The 18,912-nt window shown below is 56.6% G+C and carries 16 protein-coding genes, 1 pseudogene and 1 other annotated feature (1 of these 18 only partly in view); of the genes and pseudogenes, 13 read left to right on the forward strand and 4 right to left on the reverse strand.

Going from position 1 to position 18,912, the window contains the following annotated elements:
• Positions 1-31, forward strand: a sequence feature (Thr leader region); it begins 87 nt to the left of the window's first position.
• A gap of 24 nt (positions 32-55) precedes the next feature.
• From thrA to DBR02_RS14085, 4 genes are all read left to right on the forward strand, one after another.
• Complete coding sequence (gene thrA / locus DBR02_RS14070; RefSeq protein ID WP_107534662.1) at positions 56-2,518, forward strand: bifunctional aspartate kinase/homoserine dehydrogenase I; 2,463 nt, start codon at positions 56-58, stop codon at positions 2,516-2,518.
• Position 2,519: 1 nt separating this feature from the next.
• Positions 2,520-3,449, forward strand: coding sequence for a homoserine kinase (gene thrB / locus DBR02_RS14075; RefSeq protein ID WP_023299286.1), 930 nt, complete (start codon positions 2,520-2,522; stop codon positions 3,447-3,449).
• 3 nt (positions 3,450-3,452) lie between these two features.
• On the forward strand, positions 3,453-4,739 hold the full coding sequence (thrC, locus tag DBR02_RS14080; protein WP_063450707.1) for a threonine synthase: 1,287 nt from the start codon (positions 3,453-3,455) through the stop codon (positions 4,737-4,739).
• A 313-nt stretch (positions 4,740-5,052) separates the two neighbouring features.
• Positions 5,053-5,340: a DUF2502 domain-containing protein gene (locus DBR02_RS14085; RefSeq protein WP_107534663.1), complete on the forward strand. Its 288-nt coding sequence runs from the start codon at positions 5,053-5,055 to the stop codon at positions 5,338-5,340.
• 31 nt (positions 5,341-5,371) lie between these two features.
• Here the strand turns inward: DBR02_RS14085 and yaaA are convergent, their stop codons facing one another.
• Positions 5,372-6,145, reverse strand: a complete 774-nt coding sequence (yaaA, locus tag DBR02_RS14090) for a peroxide stress protein YaaA (RefSeq protein ID WP_107534664.1) — start codon at positions 6,143-6,145, stop codon at positions 5,372-5,374.
• Positions 6,146-6,211: 66 nt separating this feature from the next.
• Positions 6,212-7,645, reverse strand: a complete 1,434-nt coding sequence (locus DBR02_RS14095; protein WP_107534665.1) for an alanine/glycine:cation symporter family protein — start codon at positions 7,643-7,645, stop codon at positions 6,212-6,214.
• 262 nt (positions 7,646-7,907) lie between these two features.
• On the opposite strand from DBR02_RS14095, the gene tal reads away from it, so the two are divergent.
• The 3 genes from tal (at position 7,908) to DBR02_RS14110 (ending at position 11,004) form a co-directional block, all read left to right on the forward strand.
• The gene (gene tal / locus DBR02_RS14100; protein ID WP_003856481.1) at positions 7,908-8,861 is read left to right on the forward strand and encodes a transaldolase; all 954 of its coding nucleotides are present in this window, start codon (positions 7,908-7,910) and stop codon (positions 8,859-8,861) included.
• A gap of 110 nt (positions 8,862-8,971) precedes the next feature.
• A complete protein-coding gene (gene mog, locus DBR02_RS14105; protein WP_063867421.1) occupies positions 8,972-9,559 on the forward strand; it encodes a molybdopterin adenylyltransferase in 588 nt (195 codons plus the stop codon).
• A 122-nt stretch (positions 9,560-9,681) separates the two neighbouring features.
• Positions 9,682-11,004 (forward strand): MFS transporter, encoded by a 1,323-nt coding sequence (locus DBR02_RS14110; protein ID WP_107534666.1) that lies wholly within the window; start codon positions 9,682-9,684, stop codon positions 11,002-11,004.
• On the opposite strand, the gene satP is transcribed toward DBR02_RS14110, so the two are convergent.
• Positions 10,981-11,547: an acetate uptake transporter gene (satP, locus tag DBR02_RS14115; protein ID WP_063450701.1), complete on the reverse strand. Its 567-nt coding sequence runs from the start codon at positions 11,545-11,547 to the stop codon at positions 10,981-10,983. The genes DBR02_RS14110 and satP overlap by 24 nt on opposite strands.
• 296 nt (positions 11,548-11,843) lie before the next feature.
• Here satP and dnaK point away from each other — a divergent pair, with 296 nt between their 5' ends.
• From dnaK to nhaR, 4 genes are all read left to right on the forward strand, one after another.
• Positions 11,844-13,757 (forward strand): molecular chaperone DnaK, encoded by a 1,914-nt coding sequence (dnaK, locus tag DBR02_RS14120; protein WP_063450699.1) that lies wholly within the window; start codon positions 11,844-11,846, stop codon positions 13,755-13,757.
• Between the two features lie 87 nt (positions 13,758-13,844).
• Positions 13,845-14,990 carry a molecular chaperone DnaJ gene (gene dnaJ / locus DBR02_RS14125; protein ID WP_063450698.1) on the forward strand — a complete coding sequence of 382 codons (1,146 nt, stop codon included), beginning with the start codon at positions 13,845-13,847 and terminating at the stop codon, positions 14,988-14,990.
• A 172-nt stretch (positions 14,991-15,162) separates the two neighbouring features.
• Complete coding sequence (gene nhaA / locus DBR02_RS14130; RefSeq protein ID WP_107534667.1) at positions 15,163-16,338, forward strand: Na+/H+ antiporter NhaA; 1,176 nt, start codon at positions 15,163-15,165, stop codon at positions 16,336-16,338.
• A 58-nt stretch (positions 16,339-16,396) separates the two neighbouring features.
• Positions 16,397-17,296, forward strand: a complete 900-nt coding sequence (gene nhaR, locus DBR02_RS14135; protein WP_063450696.1) for a transcriptional activator NhaR — start codon at positions 16,397-16,399, stop codon at positions 17,294-17,296.
• Positions 17,297-17,354: 58 nt separating this feature from the next.
• On the opposite strand, the gene rpsT is transcribed toward nhaR, so the two are convergent.
• Positions 17,355-17,618 (reverse strand): 30S ribosomal protein S20, encoded by a 264-nt coding sequence (gene rpsT, locus DBR02_RS14140; protein WP_003856458.1) that lies wholly within the window; start codon positions 17,616-17,618, stop codon positions 17,355-17,357.
• Between the two features lie 115 nt (positions 17,619-17,733).
• On the opposite strand from rpsT, the pseudogene DBR02_RS27155 reads away from it, so the two are divergent.
• Both DBR02_RS27155 and ribF read left to right on the forward strand, forming a co-directional pair.
• Positions 17,734-17,939 (forward strand): annotated as a pseudogene (locus DBR02_RS27155) (DUF2575 domain-containing protein); the annotation flags it as partial.
• A gap of 7 nt (positions 17,940-17,946) precedes the next feature.
• Positions 17,947-18,873 carry a bifunctional riboflavin kinase/FAD synthetase gene (ribF, locus tag DBR02_RS14155; protein ID WP_063450695.1) on the forward strand — a complete coding sequence of 309 codons (927 nt, stop codon included), beginning with the start codon at positions 17,947-17,949 and terminating at the stop codon, positions 18,871-18,873.
• Positions 18,874-18,912 lie beyond the last annotated feature (39 nt).

Genomic DNA, 18,912 nt, shown 5'->3' on the forward strand with positions numbered 1-18,912 from the left:
CCCGCACCTGAACAGTGCGGGCTTTTTTTTCGGCTAAAGGAAATGAGGTAGAACCATGCGAGTGTTGAAGTTCGGCGGTACGTCAGTGGCAAATGCGGAGCGTTTTCTGCGCGTTGCCGATATCCTGGAAAGCAACGCCAGGCAGGGGCAGGTTGCCACCGTGCTCTCTGCCCCGGCCAAAATCACGAACCACCTGGTGGCGATGATTGAAAAAACCATTGGTGGTCAGGATGCACTTCCGAACATCAGCGACGCTGAGCGTATCTTCACCGAGCTGCTTCAGGGGCTGGCAGATGCCCAGCCGGGCTTCCCGCTGGCGCAGCTGAAAACCACCGTTGAACTCGAATTTGCCCAGATTAAACATGTCCTTCACGGTATCAGCCTGCTGGGTCAGTGCCCGGACAGCATCAACGCGGCGCTGATTTGCCGGGGTGAAAAACTCTCCATCGCCATCATGGCGGGCGTGCTGGAAGCGCGCGGTCACCGCGTGACGGTCATCGACCCGGTTGAAAAACTGCTGGCGGTGGGCCACTACCTCGAATCCACCGTGGATATTGCCGAATCAACCCGCCGTATCGCCGCGAGCAAAATCCCCTCTGACCATATGATCCTGATGGCGGGCTTTACCGCCGGGAACGAGAAGGGCGAATTAGTCGTGCTGGGCCGTAACGGCTCTGATTACTCCGCCGCCGTGCTGGCCGCGTGCCTGCGCGCAGACTGCTGTGAGATTTGGACTGACGTCGACGGCGTTTATACCTGCGATCCGCGCCAGGTGCCGGACGCCAGGCTGCTGAAGTCCATGTCGTATCAGGAAGCGATGGAGCTTTCCTACTTCGGCGCCAAAGTACTTCACCCGCGCACCATCTCCCCGATTGCTCAGTTCCAGATCCCATGCCTGATTAAAAACACCGGTAACCCGCAAGCGCCGGGCACGCTGATTGGCGCCAGCGCGAATGAAGATGACCTGCCGGTGAAAGGCATTTCAAACCTGAATAACATGGCGATGTTCAGCGTCTCCGGCCCGGGTATGAAGGGGATGGTCGGCATGGCTGCACGCGTGTTTGCCGCCATGTCCCGCAACGGGATCTCGGTGGTGCTGATCACCCAGTCCTCTTCCGAATACAGCATCAGCTTCTGCGTACCGCAGGGCGATTGCCTGCGCGCCCGGCGTGCGCTGGAAGAAGAGTTCTATCTGGAGCTTAAAGAGGAGCTGCTGGAGCCGCTCTCTATTCAGGAGCGTCTGGCGGTGATCTCCGTCGTTGGCGACGGCATGCGCACCCTGCGCGGTATCTCTGCTAAATTCTTTGCCGCGCTGGCGCGTGCCAATATCAACATCGTGGCGATTGCGCAGGGCTCTTCCGAGCGTTCAATTTCAGTTGTAGTCGATAACGACGATGCGACCACCGGCGTGCGCGTGGTTCACCAGATGCTGTTCAACACCGATCAGGTCATCGAGCTGTTCCTGATTGGCGTCGGCGGCGTCGGCGGTGCGCTGCTGGAGCAGGTGAAGCGCCAGCAGGAGTGGCTTAAGAAAAAGCACATCGATCTGCGCGTCTGCGGAATTGCGAATTCGAAAGCGCTGCTCACTAACGTCCACGGTCTGAACCTGGAAAACTGGCAGGCGGAGCTGGAAGAGGCGAAAGAGCCGTTCAACCTGGGCCGCCTGATCCGCCTGGTGAAAGAGTATCATCTGCTCAACCCGGTGATCGTCGACTGTACCTCGAACCAGGCCGTGGCCGACCAGTACGCCGACTTCCTGCGCGAAGGTTTCCACGTGGTGACGCCGAACAAAAAGGCCAACACCTCGTCGATGGATTACTATCACCAGCTGCGTCTGGCGGCGAGCAAGTCGCGCCGCAAGTTCCTGTACGACACCAACGTGGGCGCGGGCCTGCCGGTCATTGAGAACCTGCAAAACCTGCTGAACGCGGGCGACGAATTGCAGCGCTTCTCCGGCATCCTCTCCGGCTCACTGTCGTTTATCTTCGGCAAGCTGGATGAAGGCATGAGCCTGTCGGAAGCCACCCGTGCCGCGCGCGAGCTGGGCTACACCGAGCCGGATCCGCGCGACGATCTCTCCGGGATGGACGTGGCGCGCAAGCTGCTGATCCTGGTGCGCGAAACGGGCCGCGAGCTGGAGCTTTCGGATATCGTGATTGAGCCGGTGCTGCCAGCAGAATTTGATGACAGCGGCGACGTCAGCGCCTTTATGGCGAATTTACCTCAGCTTGACGATGCCTTTGCCGCACGCGTGGCGAAAGCCCGTGATGAAGGTAAGGTATTGCGCTATGTTGGCAACATTGAAGAGGATGGCGTCTGCCGGGTGAAGATTGCCGAAGTGGATGGCAACGATCCGCTGTACAAGGTGAAAAACGGCGAGAATGCCCTGGCGTTCTACAGCCACTATTATCAGCCACTGCCGCTGGTGCTTCGCGGCTATGGCGCAGGGAATGATGTGACGGCGGCGGGCGTGTTTGCCGATCTGCTGCGTACCCTGTCATGGAAGTTAGGAGTTTAAGATGGTTAAAGTATATGCCCCGGCTTCCAGCGCCAATATGAGCGTCGGATTTGACGTGCTGGGCGCGGCGGTGACGCCGGTGGACGGTTCGCTGCTGGGTGATACGGTAACGGTTGAGGCGGCAGAGCGCTTCAGCCTGAATAACGTTGGCCGTTTCGCCAGCAAGCTGCCGCCTGAACCACGCGAGAATATTGTTTATCAGTGCTGGGAACGCTTCTGTCAGGAGATCGGCAAAAACGTGCCGGTCGCCATGACGCTGGAAAAAAGCATGCCGATTGGCTCGGGACTGGGCTCCAGCGCGTGTTCGGTAGTCGCCGCGCTGGTGGCGATGAACGAGCACTGCGGCAAGCCGCTGAACAACAGCCGTCTGCTGGCGCTGATGGGTGAGCTGGAAGGGCGCATCTCCGGCAGTATTCACTATGATAACGTGGCACCGTGCTTCCTCGGCGGCATGCAGCTGATGATTGAAGAAAATGGCATCATCAGCCAGCAGGTGCCCGGGTTTGACGAGTGGCTGTGGGTGCTGGCCTATCCGGGCATTAAGGTCTCGACCGCTGAAGCGCGCGCGATCCTGCCGGCGCAGTATCGTCGTCAGGACTGTATTGCTCACGGGCGTCACCTGGCGGGCTTTATTCACGCCTGCTACACCCGCCAGCCGCAGCTGGCGGCGAAACTCATGAAAGACGTGATTGCCGAGCCGTACCGCACGAAGCTGCTGCCCGGCTTTAACGAGGCGCGACAGGCTTCAATGGATATCGGCGCGCAGGCATGCGGCATCTCCGGCTCCGGCCCGACGCTGTTCGCCCTGTGCGACAAACCAGACACCGCGCAGCGCGTGGCGGACTGGCTCTCTAAACACTACCTGCAAAATCAGGAAGGCTTTGTTCATATTTGCCGTCTGGACACGGCTGGCGCACGAGTACTGGGATAACGAATGAAACTCTACAACCTTAAAGATCATAACGAGCAGGTCAGCTTCGCGCAGGCGGTCACGCAGGGGCTGGGCAAAAATCAGGGGCTGTTCTTCCCGCACGACCTGCCGGAATTCCAGCTGACCGAAATCGATGAGCTGCTGAAGCAGGACTTTGTCACCCGCAGCACCAAAATTCTGTCTGCGTTTATCGGCGATGAAATCCCGCAGGAGCTGCTGGAAGAGCGCGTGCGTGCGGCGTTTGCTTTCCCGGCTCCGGTTCAGCAGGTTGAGCCGGACGTTGGCTGTCTGGAGCTGTTCCACGGCCCGACGCTGGCGTTTAAAGACTTCGGCGGCCGCTTTATGGCGCAGATGCTGACCCACATCAGCGGCGACAAACCGGTGACGATTCTGACCGCGACCTCCGGCGATACCGGTGCGGCGGTGGCCCATGCGTTCTACGGCCTGAAAAACGTCCGCGTGGTGATCCTCTATCCGAAGGGCAAAATCAGTCCGCTTCAGGAAAAACTGTTCTGCACCCTTGGGGGCAACATTGAAACCGTGGCGATCGACGGCGATTTCGATGCCTGTCAGGCGCTGGTGAAGCAGGCCTTCGACGACGAAGAGCTGAAGGTGGCGCTGGGTCTGAACTCCGCCAACTCGATCAACATCAGCCGTCTGCTGGCGCAGATCTGCTACTACTTCGAAGCGGTGGCGCAGCTGCCGCAGGACGCGCGCAATCAGCTGGTGGTTTCCGTGCCAAGCGGCAACTTCGGCGACCTGACGGCGGGCCTACTGGCGAAATCACTCGGTCTGCCGGTGAAGCGCTTTATTGCCGCCACTAACGCCAACGACACCGTACCACGCTACCTGAAAGACGGGAAATGGGCGCCGAACGCGACGCAGGCCACGCTCTCCAATGCGATGGATGTGTCACAGCCTAACAACTGGCCGCGTGTAGAAGAGCTGTTCCGCCGTAAGGTCTGGCGTCTGGGCGACCTCGGCTATGCTGCGGTGACGGATGAAACCACCAAAGCGACCATGCGTGAGCTGAAAGCCGTGGGCTATACCTCTGAGCCGCACGCGGCGATTGCTTACCGTGCGCTGCGCGACGCGCTTCAGCCGGGCGAGTATGGCCTGTTCCTCGGAACCGCTCATCCGGCGAAGTTTAAGGAGAGCGTGGAAGCGATCCTGGGTGAAACGCTGCCGCTGCCAAAAGAGCTGGCCGAGCGCGCCGATCTGCCGCTGCTGTCCCATGAGCTGCCGGCAGATTTTGCGGCACTGCGTAAGCTGATGATGACCCGAGCGTGATTCTCTTGCCCGGTGGCGGCTACGCCTTACCGGGCCTACAAGATCCACAACGACCCCAACGAACCCAATCGTAGGCCGGGTAAGCGCAGCGCCACCCGGCAACGACAGCTCCGGTCCGTAGGCCGGGTAAGGCGCAGCCGCCACCCGGCTTTTTTATGGAGAAATTAAGGAGAAAAACAGCAGGAAAAAAGCAGAAATTCCCAATAAATGCGGCCACTTAGCGTTTAGGATTGCAGAGAATAACATCCGCCGTTTCCATCACGTACTCTCCTTACATCGGCCCACGCTGGGCAAGAAGAATAAGGAGTCACCTATGTCTACACTGAAACCTGCACTCATCGCGCTCTCACTGATGCTGGTCGCTCCCATGGCGGTGCAGGCCGCTGAGATCACCCTCGTGCCTGCGGTAAAGCTGCAAATTGGCGATCGGGATAATAACGGACACTACTGGGATGGCGGCCGCTGGCGCGACCATGACTGGTGGAAAGCGCACTATGACTGGCGCGACAACCACTGGCGTCCGCACGATGAACATCGCGATCGTCACGATCGCCACCGTCATGACGATCATCGTCCGGGCCCGGACAGGAAACACCATTAAAACAAACCCCGCCAGCTGGCGGGGTTGTCTTTTATTGCTCGTGACGCTTAAACACCAGCTCGTTTTTGCCTGACGATGCCTCGTCGAAGAAATACCCTTCGCTGTTAAAAGCGGTGAGCTGCTCCGGCTTTGTCAGGCGGTTTTGAATGATGAAGCGGCTCATCAGACCGCGCGCTTTTTTGGCGTAGAAGCTGATCACTTTAAATTTGCCGTTCTTCTCGTCGAGGAACACCGGCTTGATAATGTCCGCATTCAGCTTTTTCGGCTTCACCGATTTGAAGTACTCATCGGAGGCCAGGTTGATCACCACGTTATCTCCCTGGGCTTGCAGCGCCGCGTTAAGCTTGTCGGTGATCACATCGCCCCAGAAGTGGTACAGATCTTTGCCTTTGGCGTTTTCCAGGCGAATACCCATCTCCAGACGATACGGCTGCATCAGATCCAGCGGGCGCAGTACGCCATACAGGCCGGACAGCATGCGCAGATGCTGCTGGGCAAAATCGAAATCGGCTTCGCTAAACGTTTCTGCTTGCAGGCCAGTGTAGACGTCACCTTTAAAGGCCAGCAGCGCCTGGCGCGCGTTGTCGGGCGTGAAGTCAGGCTGCCACTCGTGAAAACGGATGGCGTTCAGGTCGGCGAGTTTATCGCTGATGCTCATCAGCGAGGCGATCTGCGGAGCCGACAGTTTACGCGCCTCGTGGATTAGCTGTTGCGAGTAGTCCAGCAGTTCCGGCTGGGTATAACGCTCAGTGGCGAGCGGGCTCTGGTAGTCGAGCGTTTTTGCAGGTGAAATCAGAATCAGCATATCCAGTCCTTGCAGGAAATTTAGAGCGACTTTAACAAAAAATCGCCCTGATTTGATCGATAGCTGTTATTGCCGCGGCAAATCATCCCAGGTGCCAGGGGCAATTTGTGACTCGATTTCGGGATAGCGTGTGGCGTCAAAGACGGGCGGCACGCCGAGCTTGCGCTGACGCAGATAATCCCGCGCGATCAGCGCTACAACCGGCGAAAGCAGCAAAATGGCCGTCAGGTTAGTGATGGCCATCAGCGCCATAATGACGTCCGCTATTTGCCAGACCATCGGCATGCTGAGCAGGGAGCCGACGAACACCATCCCCAGCACAGCCGCGCGAAGGACGTTGCGGGCCAGACGCGAATCGACGTTCAGGAAGACAAGGTTGTTTTCGGCATAGATATAGTTCACCGCAATGGAGCTGAAGGCAAAAAGCCCCACGACAAGGGCGACAAGACCGGCGCCCCAGCCGCCAACGAGTGAGACCAGCGCCTGTTGTACCCAATGAATGCCTGCCGTACTGCCGGATGGATGTTCAACGGCGCCGGCCAGCAGCATTATCATCGCACTGGCGGAGCAGATAACAATGGTGTCCGTGAAGACGCCAATCATCTGCACAATGCCCTGCGCGGCGGGATGCGGGGGCCAGGATGCGGCCGCGGCGGCGGCATTTGGCGTGGAGCCCATTCCCGCTTCGTTGGAGAACATCCCCCGCTGAAACCCGGCAGTGAGGGCCTGGCTAACGGTGTAACCCAGCGCGCCGGACGCCGCTTCGCGCCAGCCAAACGCGCTTTTGAAAATGGTGGCGATGAGGTTCGGCACCTCGTCTATGTGTATCGCGCATACCAACAGGCTGGTGGACACCCACAGCAGCGCCATCAGGGGAACCAGCCACTGCATCAGGCGGGCAACCCCTTTAAGCCCGGTCACAATGGTCAGCAGGGTGAGAAGGGCAAGCGCGCCCCCCGTCAGCCACTCCGGACAATTGAAGGCAAAGCGCAGCGCGTGGGCGACGGAATTTGCCTGAACGGTGTTGAAAATCAGGCCATACGCCACCAGCAAAAAGATCGAGAACAGAACGCCCATCCAGCGCATTCCCAGCCCGCGAGCCATATACCAGGCAGGTCCGCCGCGAAACTGGCATTTGCTGTCTTTTTCTTTGTAGAGCTGGGCCAACGAGCACTCGGCAAAGGCGGTGGCCATGCCGATAATCGCCGTCACCCACATCCAGAACACGGCGCCCGGACCGCCCGCGCCGATCGCCAGCGCTACACCGGCCAGGTTACCGCTGCCGATGCGTGCGGCGAGGCTGGTACAGAGCGCCTGAAACGAGGTCAAACCCCCCGGCTGCGGGGTGACGCTGTTTTTCAGACTTCTGCCAAATTTGCGGATATAGCGAAACTGAATCAGCCCGCTGCGCCACGTAAACCAGATACCTGCCCCTGAAAGCAGGTAAATCATGATCGAACCCCAGAGGACTTCGTTGATAAAGGAAAAGAAATCAGGCACTAACGTCCCTCTTGTTGATGCCAACGTGAATATGTAAGCGCTACCACTGATTGTGCATGCTGTTACTTAGCAGCCTGTTAATATTGTGAGTTTATCATACTCTGCCTAAGCGCACTGTCTGCGGTTGCGCTGCCTCTCACTCGTGTTATCATCAGGGCAGACCGGTTACATCCCCCTAACAAGTAAACCTGTCATTTTTCCGCTGCTGGCAGGCTGTCGGTAGTGTGAATTATCCAGGGAACGTTAAAAGAGAAACACTATCATGACGGATAAATTGACCTCCCTTCGTCAGTTCACCACTGTCGTCGCTGACACCGGAGATATTGCGGCAATGAAGCTGTACCAGCCGCAGGATGCTACAACCAACCCTTCTCTGATCCTTAACGCTGCGCAGATCCCTGAGTATCGCAAACTGATCGACGAAGCGGTGACCTGGGCGAAAGCGCAGAGCAATGACCGCGCGCAGCAGGTTGTGGATGCTACCGACAAACTGGCGGTGAACATCGGTCTGGAAATTCTGAAACTGGTTCCTGGCCGTATCTCAACTGAAGTTGATGCTCGCCTGTCCTACGACACCGAAGCCTCTATCGCCAAAGCAAAACGCCTGATCAAACTGTACAACGATGCGGGCATCAGCAACGACCGTATCCTGATCAAACTGGCCTCTACCTGGCAGGGCATTCGCGCCGCCGAGCAGCTGGAAAAAGAAGGGATCAACTGTAACCTGACTCTGCTGTTCTCCTTCGCGCAGGCGCGTGCCTGTGCCGAAGCTGGCGTATACCTGATTTCTCCGTTTGTGGGCCGTATTCTGGACTGGTATAAAGCCAACACCGACAAGAAAGAGTACGCGGCGTCTGAAGATCCAGGCGTGATTTCCGTGACGGAAATCTACGAATACTACAAACAGCACGGCTATGAGACCGTTGTGATGGGCGCAAGCTTCCGTAACGTCGGTGAAATTATCGAGCTGGCCGGCTGTGACCGCCTGACCATCGCCCCTGCGCTGCTGAAAGAGCTGGCAGAAAGCGAAGGCGCTATCGAGCGTAAACTGTCTTACACCGGTGAAGTGAAAGCGCGCCCGGAGCGCATCACGGAATCCGAGTTCCTGTGGCAGCATAACCAGGATCCAATGGCAGTAGACAAGCTGGCGGACGGTATCCGTAAGTTTGCTATTGACCAGGAAAAACTGGAAAAAATGATCGGCGACCTGCTGTAATCATTCTGCGTGACCGGGCTCCCGGTCACGCGTCTTTCCCCCGCCTCTGTCTGAATTTTCTCTCTGCGTGTATCATTCCCATTAATCAGTACTTTTTGAATGGAATGGATATGAATACCTTACGCATCGGCCTAGTGTCGATTTCTGACCGCGCCTCCAGCGGTGTTTATCAGGATAAAGGCATCCCTGCTCTGGAAGAATGGCTGGGCAGCGCGCTGACTACCCCGTTTGAGATCCAGACTCGCCTGATCCCGGACGAGCAGCCGATCATCGAGCAGACCCTGTGCGAGCTGGTGGATGAGATGAGCTGCCACCTGGTGCTGACGACGGGCGGAACCGGCCCCGCGCGCCGCGACGTGACGCCTGACGCGACGCTCGCTATCGCCGATCGGGAAATGCCGGGCTTCGGTGAACAGATGCGCCAGATCAGTCTACACTTTGTTCCGACGGCCATTCTTTCCCGTCAGGTCGGGGTGATCCGCAAACAGGCGCTGATCCTGAACCTGCCGGGGCAGCCGAAGTCGATCAAAGAGACGCTGGAAGGCTTAAAGGCCGAGGATGGCAGCGTCATCGTCCACGGCATCTTTGCAAGTGTACCGTATTGTATACAGCTGCTTGACGGGCCGTACGTTGAAACTGACGACAACGTGGTAGCAGCATTTCGTCCGAAAAGCGCCCGCCGCGAGACAATCTCCTGAAGTTGATTAAAATGTGACATTCGCGCCAGCGGCAGTAGCGTGTAAATGGATTTACTATATAGTAATTTTTTCTTTACGATTGCTGTAAAAATAAATCCACAACACACGCACAATGGTTCGCTATGTCACATAACGCCCGACCTCTGAATCGACAGGACTACAAAACCCTCACGCTCGCTGCCTTAGGCGGCGCGCTGGAGTTTTACGACTTCATCATCTTCGTCTTCTTCGCCGCCGTCGTGGGTGCGCTGTTCTTCCCGGCGGATATTCCGGAATGGCTGCGCCAGGTGCAAACCTTCGGCATTTTTGCTGCCGGTTATCTGGCGCGTCCGCTGGGCGGCATCGTCATGGCGCACTTTGGCGATCTGGTCGGGCGCAAGAAGATGTTTACCCTGAGTATTCTGCTGATGGCCGTGCCGACGCTGGCCATTGGCCTCTTGCCGACCTATGCGTCGATGGGCATTATCGCTCCGTTATTGCTGCTGCTGATGCGCGTGCTCCAGGGCGCGGCCATTGGTGGAGAAGTGCCGGGCGCGTGGGTGTTTGTCGCCGAGCACGTCCCGGCGCGGCGCATCGGCATTGCGTGCGGAACGCTGACGGCCGGGCTAACGGTTGGCATTCTGCTTGGCTCCGTGGTGGCAACCCTCATCAATACCAGCATGACGCAGCAGTCCGTTCACGACTGGGGCTGGCGTATTCCTTTCCTGCTGGGTGGAGCGTTCGGGCTGGTGGCGATGTACCTGCGTCGCTGGTTGCAGGAGACGCCAATATTTCTGGAAATGCAGCAGCGGAAGACGCTGGCACAAGAACTGCCGGTGAAAACGGTGGTTGTGCGGCATAAAAAAGCGGTGGTGGTGTCGATGCTGCTCACCTGGCTGCTGTCTGCGGGTATCGTGGTGGTCATTTTGATGTCGCCGGTCTGGCTGCAAAAGCAGTACGGTTTTGCGCCTGCGGTAACGTTGCAGGCGAACAGCATCGCGACGATTATGCTCTGCTTTGGTTGTCTGGCCGCCGGGCTGGCGGCGGATCGTTTTGGCGCCAGCGTGACCTTTATCGTCGGCAGCCTGCTGCTGGCCGCGTCGAGCTGGGCTTTTTATCATCTGGCGGGCACCCATCCTGAACAGCTGTTCCTGCTGTACGGCATCGTTGGGCTGTGCGTGGGGGTCGTTGGCGCCGTACCGTACGTGATGGTCCGTGCCTTCCCGCCGGAGGTACGCTTCACCGGGATCTCGTTCTCTTATAACGTCTCGTATGCCATTTTCGGTGGGCTGACGCCAATAGTGGTTACGGTGTTGATGGGCGTGTCGCCGCTCGCACCAGCGTGGTACGTGCTGGCGTTATCGCTGATGGGGCTGGTATTGGGGATATGGCTTCGTCAGTCTGGGGGTTATCGTGCCCGCGATGCGGGCACGACAGAGGGATCAGTGTTTTTCACCAATCGGTAATACGGTGCGGCCGAACTGTTCGTTCAGCACTTCACCCATTGCCAGGTAGATAGCGCTTGCGCCGCACACCAGACCGACCCAGCCGGCAACGTGAACGATGCCTTCGTTATCCGCCAGGTGACCCATTGCCAGCAGGGCGAACAGCACGGTCAGGCTCAGGAAGACGAATTGCAGTGCGCGGTTCGCCTTCAGGGTGCCGAAGAACATGAACAGGGTGAAGACGCCCCACAGTCCCAGGTACACACCCAGGAAGTGGGCGTTTGCCGCATCCGCCAGGCCCATTTTAGGCATCAGCAGAATCGCGACCAGCGTCAGCCAGAACGAACCGTAAGAGGTAAAGGCGGTTAAGCCGAAGGTATTGCCTTTCTTATATTCCAGCAGGCCCGCGAAGATTTGCGCGATACCGCCGTAAAAAATGCCCATCGCCAGGATTACGCCGTCCATCGGGAACATCCCGATATTGTGCAGGTTCAGCAGAATGGTGGTCATGCCAAAACCCATCAGGCCCAGCGGAGCCGGATTAGCCAACTTAGTGTTGCCCATAAGTCCTCAAAAAAATCATCATTAAAATGGTGAAATGGTTAAACCCGCGTCAGTTCTACCTGACAGGGCGCGGCATCATAATGGGCGGCATCGGTGCCGTCTATGATCTCATCAGGGTGAAATTAAAAATTTTTTTATGTCTCCCCCTTGATGGATGACGTTGCGACCCCATCTTGTAAGCAACCGCAGTGTGTGGACCTGAAAAAAATCAAATCTGGGCAGTTGAAAAAGCACGTTCTGCCCTTATTACAGGTACACAACCACATGTTGACTGAATTTTTAGTGGAGACGTTTAGATGGGTAAAATTATTGGTATCGACCTGGGTACTACCAACTCTTGTGTAGCGATTATGGATGGCACTACTGCACGCGTGCTGGAGAACGCCGAGGGCGATCGCACCACGCCTTCTATCATTGCTTATACCCAGGATGGTGAAACTCTGGTTGGTCAGCCGGCTAAACGTCAGGCAGTGACAAACCCGCAAAACACCCTGTTTGCGATCAAACGCCTGATTGGCCGCCGCTTCCAGGACGAAGAAGTTCAGCGTGACGTTTCCATCATGCCTTACAAAATCATCGCAGCCGATAACGGCGATGCATGGCTTGATGTGAAAGGCACCAAAACTGCACCTCCGCAGATCTCTGCTGAAGTGCTGAAGAAAATGAAGAAAACCGCAGAAGATTACCTGGGCGAACCGGTAACTGAAGCTGTTATCACCGTACCTGCTTACTTCAACGATGCTCAGCGTCAGGCAACCAAAGATGCTGGCCGTATCGCAGGTCTGGAAGTAAAACGTATCATCAACGAACCAACCGCAGCGGCGCTGGCTTACGGTCTGGATAAAGAAGTCGGCAACCGTACTATCGCGGTGTACGACCTGGGTGGTGGTACTTTCGATATCTCTATTATCGAAATCGACGACGTTGACGGCGAAAAAACCTTCGAAGTTCTGGCAACCAACGGTGATACCCACCTGGGTGGTGAAGACTTCGATACCCGTCTGATCAACTACCTCGTTGACGAGTTCAAGAAAGATCAGGGCATTGACCTGCGTAACGACCCGCTGGCGATGCAGCGCCTGAAAGAAGCCGCTGAGAAAGCGAAGATCGAACTGTCTTCCGCTCAGCAGACCGACGTGAACCTGCCGTACATCACCGCAGACGCGACCGGTCCTAAACACATGAACATCAAAGTGACCCGTGCGAAACTGGAAAGCCTGGTAGAAGACCTGGTGAACCGTTCTATCGAGCCACTGAAAGTTGCATTGCAGGACGCTGGCCTGTCCGTGTCTGACATTCAGGACGTTATCCTGGTAGGTGGTCAGACCCGTATGCCAATGGTTCAGAAGAAAGTGGCTGAATTCTTTGGTAAAGAGCCACGTAAAGACGTGAACCCGGACGAAGCGGTAGCTATCGGTGCTGCGGTTCAGGGTGGTGTATTGACCGGTGAAGTGAAAGACGTACTGCTGCTGGACGTTACCCCGCTGTCTCTGGGTATCGAAACCATGGGTGGCGTGATGACTCCGCTCATCAACAAAAACACCACTATCCCGACGAAACACAGCCAGGTGTTCTCTACCGCTGAAGACAACCAGTCTGCGGTAACCATCCATGTGATTCAGGGTGAGCGTAAGCGTGCGGCAGATAACAAATCTCTGGGTCAGTTCAACCTGGACGGTATCAGCCCGGCGCCACGCGGTATGCCACAGATCGAAGTCACCTTCGACATCGATGCTGACGGTATCCTGCACGTGTCTGCGAAAGACAAAAACAGCGGTAAAGAGCAGAAGATCACTATCAAGGCATCTTCTGGCCTGAACGAAGCGGAAATTGAAAAAATGGTTCGTGATGCCGAAGCTAACGCGGAATCCGACCGTAAGTTCGAAGAGCTGGTTCAGACCCGTAACCAGGGTGACCATCTGCTGCACAGCACCCGTAAGCAGGTTGAAGAAGCGGGCGATAAACTGCCAGCGGAAGACAAAACTGCGATCGAAACTGCACTGAGCGCGCTGGAAACGTCTCTGAAAGGCGAAGACAAAGCGGACATCGAAGCGAAGATGCAGGAGCTGGCACAGGTTTCTCAGAAACTGATGGAAATCGCTCAGCAGCAGCACGCACAGCAGCAGGCGGGCGCTGATGCTTCGGCGAACAACGCGAAAGACGACGACGTTGTCGACGCTGAGTTCGAAGAAGTGAAAGATAAAAAATAATCGCCCTGATGCAGGGTAATTAATCGGCACGGGCGTAGGAGAATTCTCCACGCCCGTGCTCGCATGTTAAGGGGCTTAAAAAAACCAATGGCAAAGCAAGACTATTACGAGATTTTAGGCGTTCCGAAAACTGCGGAAGAGCGTGAAATCAAAAAGGCGTATAAGCGCCTGGCCATGAAATATCATCCGGACCGCAATCAGGGTGATAAAGAGGCTGAAGCCAAATTTAAAGAGATTAAAGAAGCCTACGAAGTCCTGACCGACGCGCAAAAACGCGCGGCTTATGACCAGTATGGTCACGCGGCCTTTGAACAGGGCGGCATGGGCGGCGGTGGATTTGGTGGCGGCGGCTTCGGCGGCGGCGCTGATTTCAGCGATATCTTTGGTGATGTATTCGGCGATATCTTCGGCGGCGGTCGTGGTCGTCAGCGCGCGGCACGCGGCGCAGACCTGCGCTACAACATGGAGCTGACGCTGGAGGAAGCGGTTCGCGGCGTCACCAAAGAGATCCGTATTCCGACGCTGGAAGAGTGTGACGTTTGCCACGGCAGCGGCGCGAAAGCGGGGACTCAGCCACAAACCTGTCCAACCTGTCACGGTTCCGGTCAGGTGCAGATGCGCCAGGGCTTCTTCGCGGTGCAGCAGGCGTGTCCGCACTGTCACGGTCGCGGTACGCTGATCAAAGATCCGTGCAACAAGTGTCACGGCCACGGTCGCGTTGAGAAAACCAAAACCCTGTCCGTTAAGATCCCGGCAGGCGTTGATACGGGCGACCGCATCCGTCTGGCAGGCGAAGGCGAAGCGGGCGAGCACGGCGCACCGGCAGGCGATCTGTACGTTCAGGTTCAGGTGAAGCAGCACGCCATTTTCGAGCGTGAAGGCAACAACCTGTACTGCGAAGTGCCGATCAACTTCGCGATGGCGGCGCTGGGCGGCGAAATCGAAGTGCCGACGCTGGACGGTCGCGTGAACCTGAAGGTGCCGGGCGAAACGCAGACCGGCAAGCTGTTCCGTATGCGCGGCAAAGGCGTTAAATCCGTTCGCGGTGGCGCGCAGGGCGACCTGCTATGCCGCGTGGTAGTCGAAACGCCAGTTGGCCTGAACGACAAGCAGAAACAGCTGCTGAAAGAGCTTCAGGAAAGTTTTGGCGGCCCGACGGGTGAGAAAAACAGCCCGCGCTCCAAAAGCTTCTTCGATGGCGTCAAAAAATTCTTCGATGATTTAACCCGCTAACCCGTCAGCTGGTTACTATCCTTTAAAGCCCGGAAGCGATTTCGGGCTTTTTCTTTACAGCGTTATTGCTCGGTTAAACTGAATCCATACCCAATATTAATCTGTTTTTACCGATCTGTTTGCGCTGATATTATGGTTTTACCGAGGTATTGTTGTAAAAGAGAGAATTAACGTGAAATTACTACACCGTTTCTTTAGCAGTGAGGCATCCGGCGGCGTCATCCTGATTATTGCTGCTGCGGCCGCCATGCTGCTCGCCAATATGGGTATGACGCGCGATCTCTATCACGCATTTCTGGAAACGCCCGTCGAGCTGAAGGTCGGGGCGCTGGAAATCAACAAAAACATGCTGCTGTGGATCAACGATGCGCTGATGGCGGTATTTTTCCTGCTGGTGGGCCTGGAGGTCAAACGTGAGCTGGTGAGCGGCTCGCTTGCCAGCCGTCAGCGCGCGGCGTTCCCTGCGATCGCGGCGATTGGCGGGATGATCGTGCCGGCGCTGCTCTTCCTCGCGTTCACGTGGCAGGATCCGGTTGCGCGCGACGGCTGGGCGATCCCGGCCGCAACGGATATCGCGTTTGCGCTCGGAGTATTAGCCTTGCTCGGTAGCCGCGTCCCGGTAGCACTGAAAATTTTCCTGATGGCGCTGGCGATTATCGATGACCTGGGCGCTATCGTGATTATCGCGCTGTTCTACACCAGCGATCTGTCCGTTCTGTCGCTGAGCGTGGCGGCCGTGGCTATCGCGGTGCTGGCGTTGCTGAACGTCTTCAACGTCCGACGCACGGGCATTTATATCCTGGTGGGAATGGTGCTGTGGACGGCGGTGCTGAAATCCGGCGTGCACGCCACGCTGGCGGGCGTCATCGTTGGTTTCTTCATCCCACTGAAGGAGCAGGACGGCAAATCGCCTGCCAGACAGTTAGAGCACGTGCTTCACCCGTGGGTAGGCTTTATGATCCTGCCGCTGTTTGCGTTTGCCAATGCGGGCGTTTCCCTGTCAGGGGTGACTTTGGACGGCCTCACCTCCGTGCTGCCGCTGGGTATTATCGCCGGTCTGTTTATCGGTAAGCCGCTGGGCATCAGCCTGTTCTGCTGGCTGGCGCTGAAGCTTAAGCTGGCGTCATTGCCAAACGGGACCACCTTTAGTCAGATTATGGCCGTCGGGGTGCTGTGCGGTATTGGATTCACCATGTCGATCTTCATCTCGACGCTGGCGTTTGGCGCAAGCGCGCCTGAGCTTATCGTCTGGGCGAAACTCGGCATTCTTATCGGGTCGCTGCTGGCCGCGGTTATCGGCTATACCTTGTTGAAGGTGAAGTTGTCCGGACAGGCTGTCCAGGCATAACGGGAAACCGGGAGGAGGGAAGCCTCCTCCCGATAAACTATCAGGGAGTGAAAACGTGATGTCTCATTTGAACTACAACCATCTCTATTACTTCTGGCATGTCTACAAGCAGGGCTCGGTCGTGGGAGCCGCTGAGGCGCTCTACCTGACGCCACAGACCATTACCGGACAAATCAAAGCCCTGGAAGAGCGCTTGCAGGGCAAGCTTTTTAAGCGGAAAGGGCGTGGCATTGAGCCGAGCGAGCTGGGTGAGCTGGTGTTCCGTTACGCGGACAAGATGTTCACCCTGAGCCAGGAGATGCTGGATATCGTTAACTATCGCAAAGAGTCTAACCTGCTCTTTGACGTGGGCGTGGCGGATGCGCTATCCAAACGGCTGGTAAGCGGCGTGCTGGATGCGGCGGTGGTGGAAGATGAACAGATTCATTTACGCTGCTTTGAGTCCACCCACGAGATGCTGCTGGAACAGCTGAGCCAGCATAAGCTGGATATGATTATCTCGGATTGCCCCATCGACTCCACCCAGCAGGAAGGCTTGTTCTCGGTGAAAATTGGCGAATGCGGCGTCAGCTTCTGGTGCATCAATCCGCCCCCGGAAAAACCGTTTCCGGCCTGCCTGGAAGAGCGCCGTTTGCTGGTGCCGGGAAGACGGTCAATGCTCGGACGTAAGCTGCTGAACTGGTTTAACTCCCAGGGGCTGAACGTGGAAATCCTCGGTGAGTTTGACGATGCCGCGCTGATGAAAGCCTTTGGCGAGGCGCACAACGCGATCTTCGTTGCCCCGACGCTGTACGCGCACGATCTCTATTCAGACGACAAGATTACGGAGATTGGCAGGGTGGAAAACGTGATGGAAGAGTATCACGCCATATTCGCCGAAAGGATGATTCAGCACCCCGCGGTGCAGCGTATCTGCAACCGGGACTACTCGGCGCTGTTTACGCCACCGGCAATCTGAAGACATAAAAAAACCCGCGTTAAGCGGGTTCTTTCAAACAAGCAACAACAAGTGGCGATTAAGCCAGTTTGTTGATCTGCGCGGTCAGGTTTGCTTTATGACGCGCTGCTTTGTTTTTGTGGATCAGACCCTTAGCAGCCTGACGATCCACGATTGGTTGCATTTCGTTAAATGCGTTCTGCGCTGCAGCTTTGTCGCCAGCTTCGATTGCTGCGTATACTTTCTTGATGAAAGTACGCATCATAGAGCGACGGCTTGCATTGTGCTTACGAGCCTTTTCAGACTGAACGGCACGTTTCTTAGCTGATTTGATATTAGCCAAGGTCCAACTCCCAAATATGATCTATGTGGACAATTCAAAGGCCGAGGAATATGCCCTCTATACCTTCTTTTGTCAATGGATTTGTGCAAATAAGCGCCGTTAATGTGGCGACGCTACGTTACGTAGTGATGGCGCAGGATTCTACCAGCTTGTCGTCCGTGAATACAGCTTTTCGGCGTAAAAAACGCTGTTCGCGGGCAGATTTTTTTGCTGTGAAAGGTCAGCGTGATGAAATCATACGGCTTTCTGTTTCGCGTGAACAATCGCCGGTTAACCTTAACCGCTGTACAAGGTATACTTTGGCGATTTTCACTGTTTTGAGCCAGTCATGAAGCTGATACGCGGCATACATAATCTCAGTCAAGCCCCGCGCGGGTGCGTGCTGACCATTGGTAATTTCGACGGCGTGCATCGTGGGCATCAGGCGCTGTTGCAGGGATTGCGTAAAGAAGGCGAGGCGCGAGGCCTGCCCGTCGTGGTGATGATTTTCGAGCCTCAGCCGCTGGAGCTGTTTGCGGGCGAGAAATCCCCCGCACGGCTGACCCGCCTGCGCGAGAAGTTACGCTATCTGGCGGAGTCCGGCGTGGACTACGTCCTGTGCGTACGTTTCGACCGTCGATTTGCCGCGCTGACCGCACAAAACTTTGTCAGCGATCTGCTGGTCAGGCAGCTTGGCGTGCAGTTCCTCGCGGTAGGGGATGATTTCCGCTTTGGCGCTGGTCGTCAGGGCGATTTCTTGTTATTACAGAAGGCTGGTCTGGAGTACGGGTTTGACGTCACCAGTACGATGACCTTCTGCGAGGGCGGCGTACGCGTCAGCAGCACGGCGGTACGCCAGGCGCTGGCGAACGATGATCTGGACACGGCAGAAACGCTGCTGGGCCACCCGTTCACGATTTCAGGTCGCGTGGTCCATGGCGATGCGCTGGGCCGCACGATAGGTTTCCCGACGGCGAACATACCGCTGCGTCGTCAGGTCTCCCCGGTTAAAGGGGTATATGCGGTGGAAGTGGCAGGACTGGGCGAGAAGCCTTTCTACGGCGTCGCCAACATTGGCACGCGTCCAACGGTTGCCGGTGTGCGTCAACAGTTAGAAGTACACCTGCTGGACGTTGTAATGGACCTCTACGGTCGCCATATAGATGTGATACTGCGTAAAAAAATACGCAATGAACAGCGATTCGCTTCGCTGGATGAACTTAAGGCGCAAATCGCGCGAGATGAATTGACGGCCCGCGAGTTTTTTGGGCTTTAGAACCGGCTTAACTGCCTACGTGATAAATACGGAACCGAG

Source organism: Enterobacter cloacae complex sp., from assembly GCF_900322725.1.
GTDB classification, from domain to species: Bacteria; Pseudomonadota; Gammaproteobacteria; order Enterobacterales; family Enterobacteriaceae; genus Enterobacter; species Enterobacter quasihormaechei.

What these genes read in the sequence shown, in the direction of transcription:
- thrA (WP_107534662.1), top strand. Translation starts at nt 56, where the DNA reads ATGCGAGTGTTGAAGTTCGGCGGTACGTCAGTGGCAAATGCGGAGCGT.
- thrB (WP_023299286.1), top strand. Translation starts at nt 2,520, where the DNA reads ATGGTTAAAGTATATGCCCCGGCTTCCAGCGCCAATATGAGCGTCGGA.
- thrC (WP_063450707.1), top strand. Translation starts at nt 3,453, where the DNA reads ATGAAACTCTACAACCTTAAAGATCATAACGAGCAGGTCAGCTTCGCG.
- DBR02_RS14085 (WP_107534663.1), top strand. Translation starts at nt 5,053, where the DNA reads ATGTCTACACTGAAACCTGCACTCATCGCGCTCTCACTGATGCTGGTC.
- yaaA (WP_107534664.1), bottom strand. Translation starts at nt 6,145, where the DNA reads ATGCTGATTCTGATTTCACCTGCAAAAACGCTCGACTACCAGAGCCCG.
- tal (WP_003856481.1), top strand. Translation starts at nt 7,908, where the DNA reads ATGACGGATAAATTGACCTCCCTTCGTCAGTTCACCACTGTCGTCGCT.
- mog (WP_063867421.1), top strand. Translation starts at nt 8,972, where the DNA reads ATGAATACCTTACGCATCGGCCTAGTGTCGATTTCTGACCGCGCCTCC.
- DBR02_RS14110 (WP_107534666.1), top strand. Translation starts at nt 9,682, where the DNA reads ATGTCACATAACGCCCGACCTCTGAATCGACAGGACTACAAAACCCTC.
- satP (WP_063450701.1), bottom strand. Translation starts at nt 11,547, where the DNA reads ATGGGCAACACTAAGTTGGCTAATCCGGCTCCGCTGGGCCTGATGGGT.
- dnaK (WP_063450699.1), top strand. Translation starts at nt 11,844, where the DNA reads ATGGGTAAAATTATTGGTATCGACCTGGGTACTACCAACTCTTGTGTA.
- dnaJ (WP_063450698.1), top strand. Translation starts at nt 13,845, where the DNA reads ATGGCAAAGCAAGACTATTACGAGATTTTAGGCGTTCCGAAAACTGCG.
- nhaR (WP_063450696.1), top strand. Translation starts at nt 16,397, where the DNA reads ATGTCTCATTTGAACTACAACCATCTCTATTACTTCTGGCATGTCTAC.
- ribF (WP_063450695.1), top strand. Translation starts at nt 17,947, where the DNA reads ATGAAGCTGATACGCGGCATACATAATCTCAGTCAAGCCCCGCGCGGG.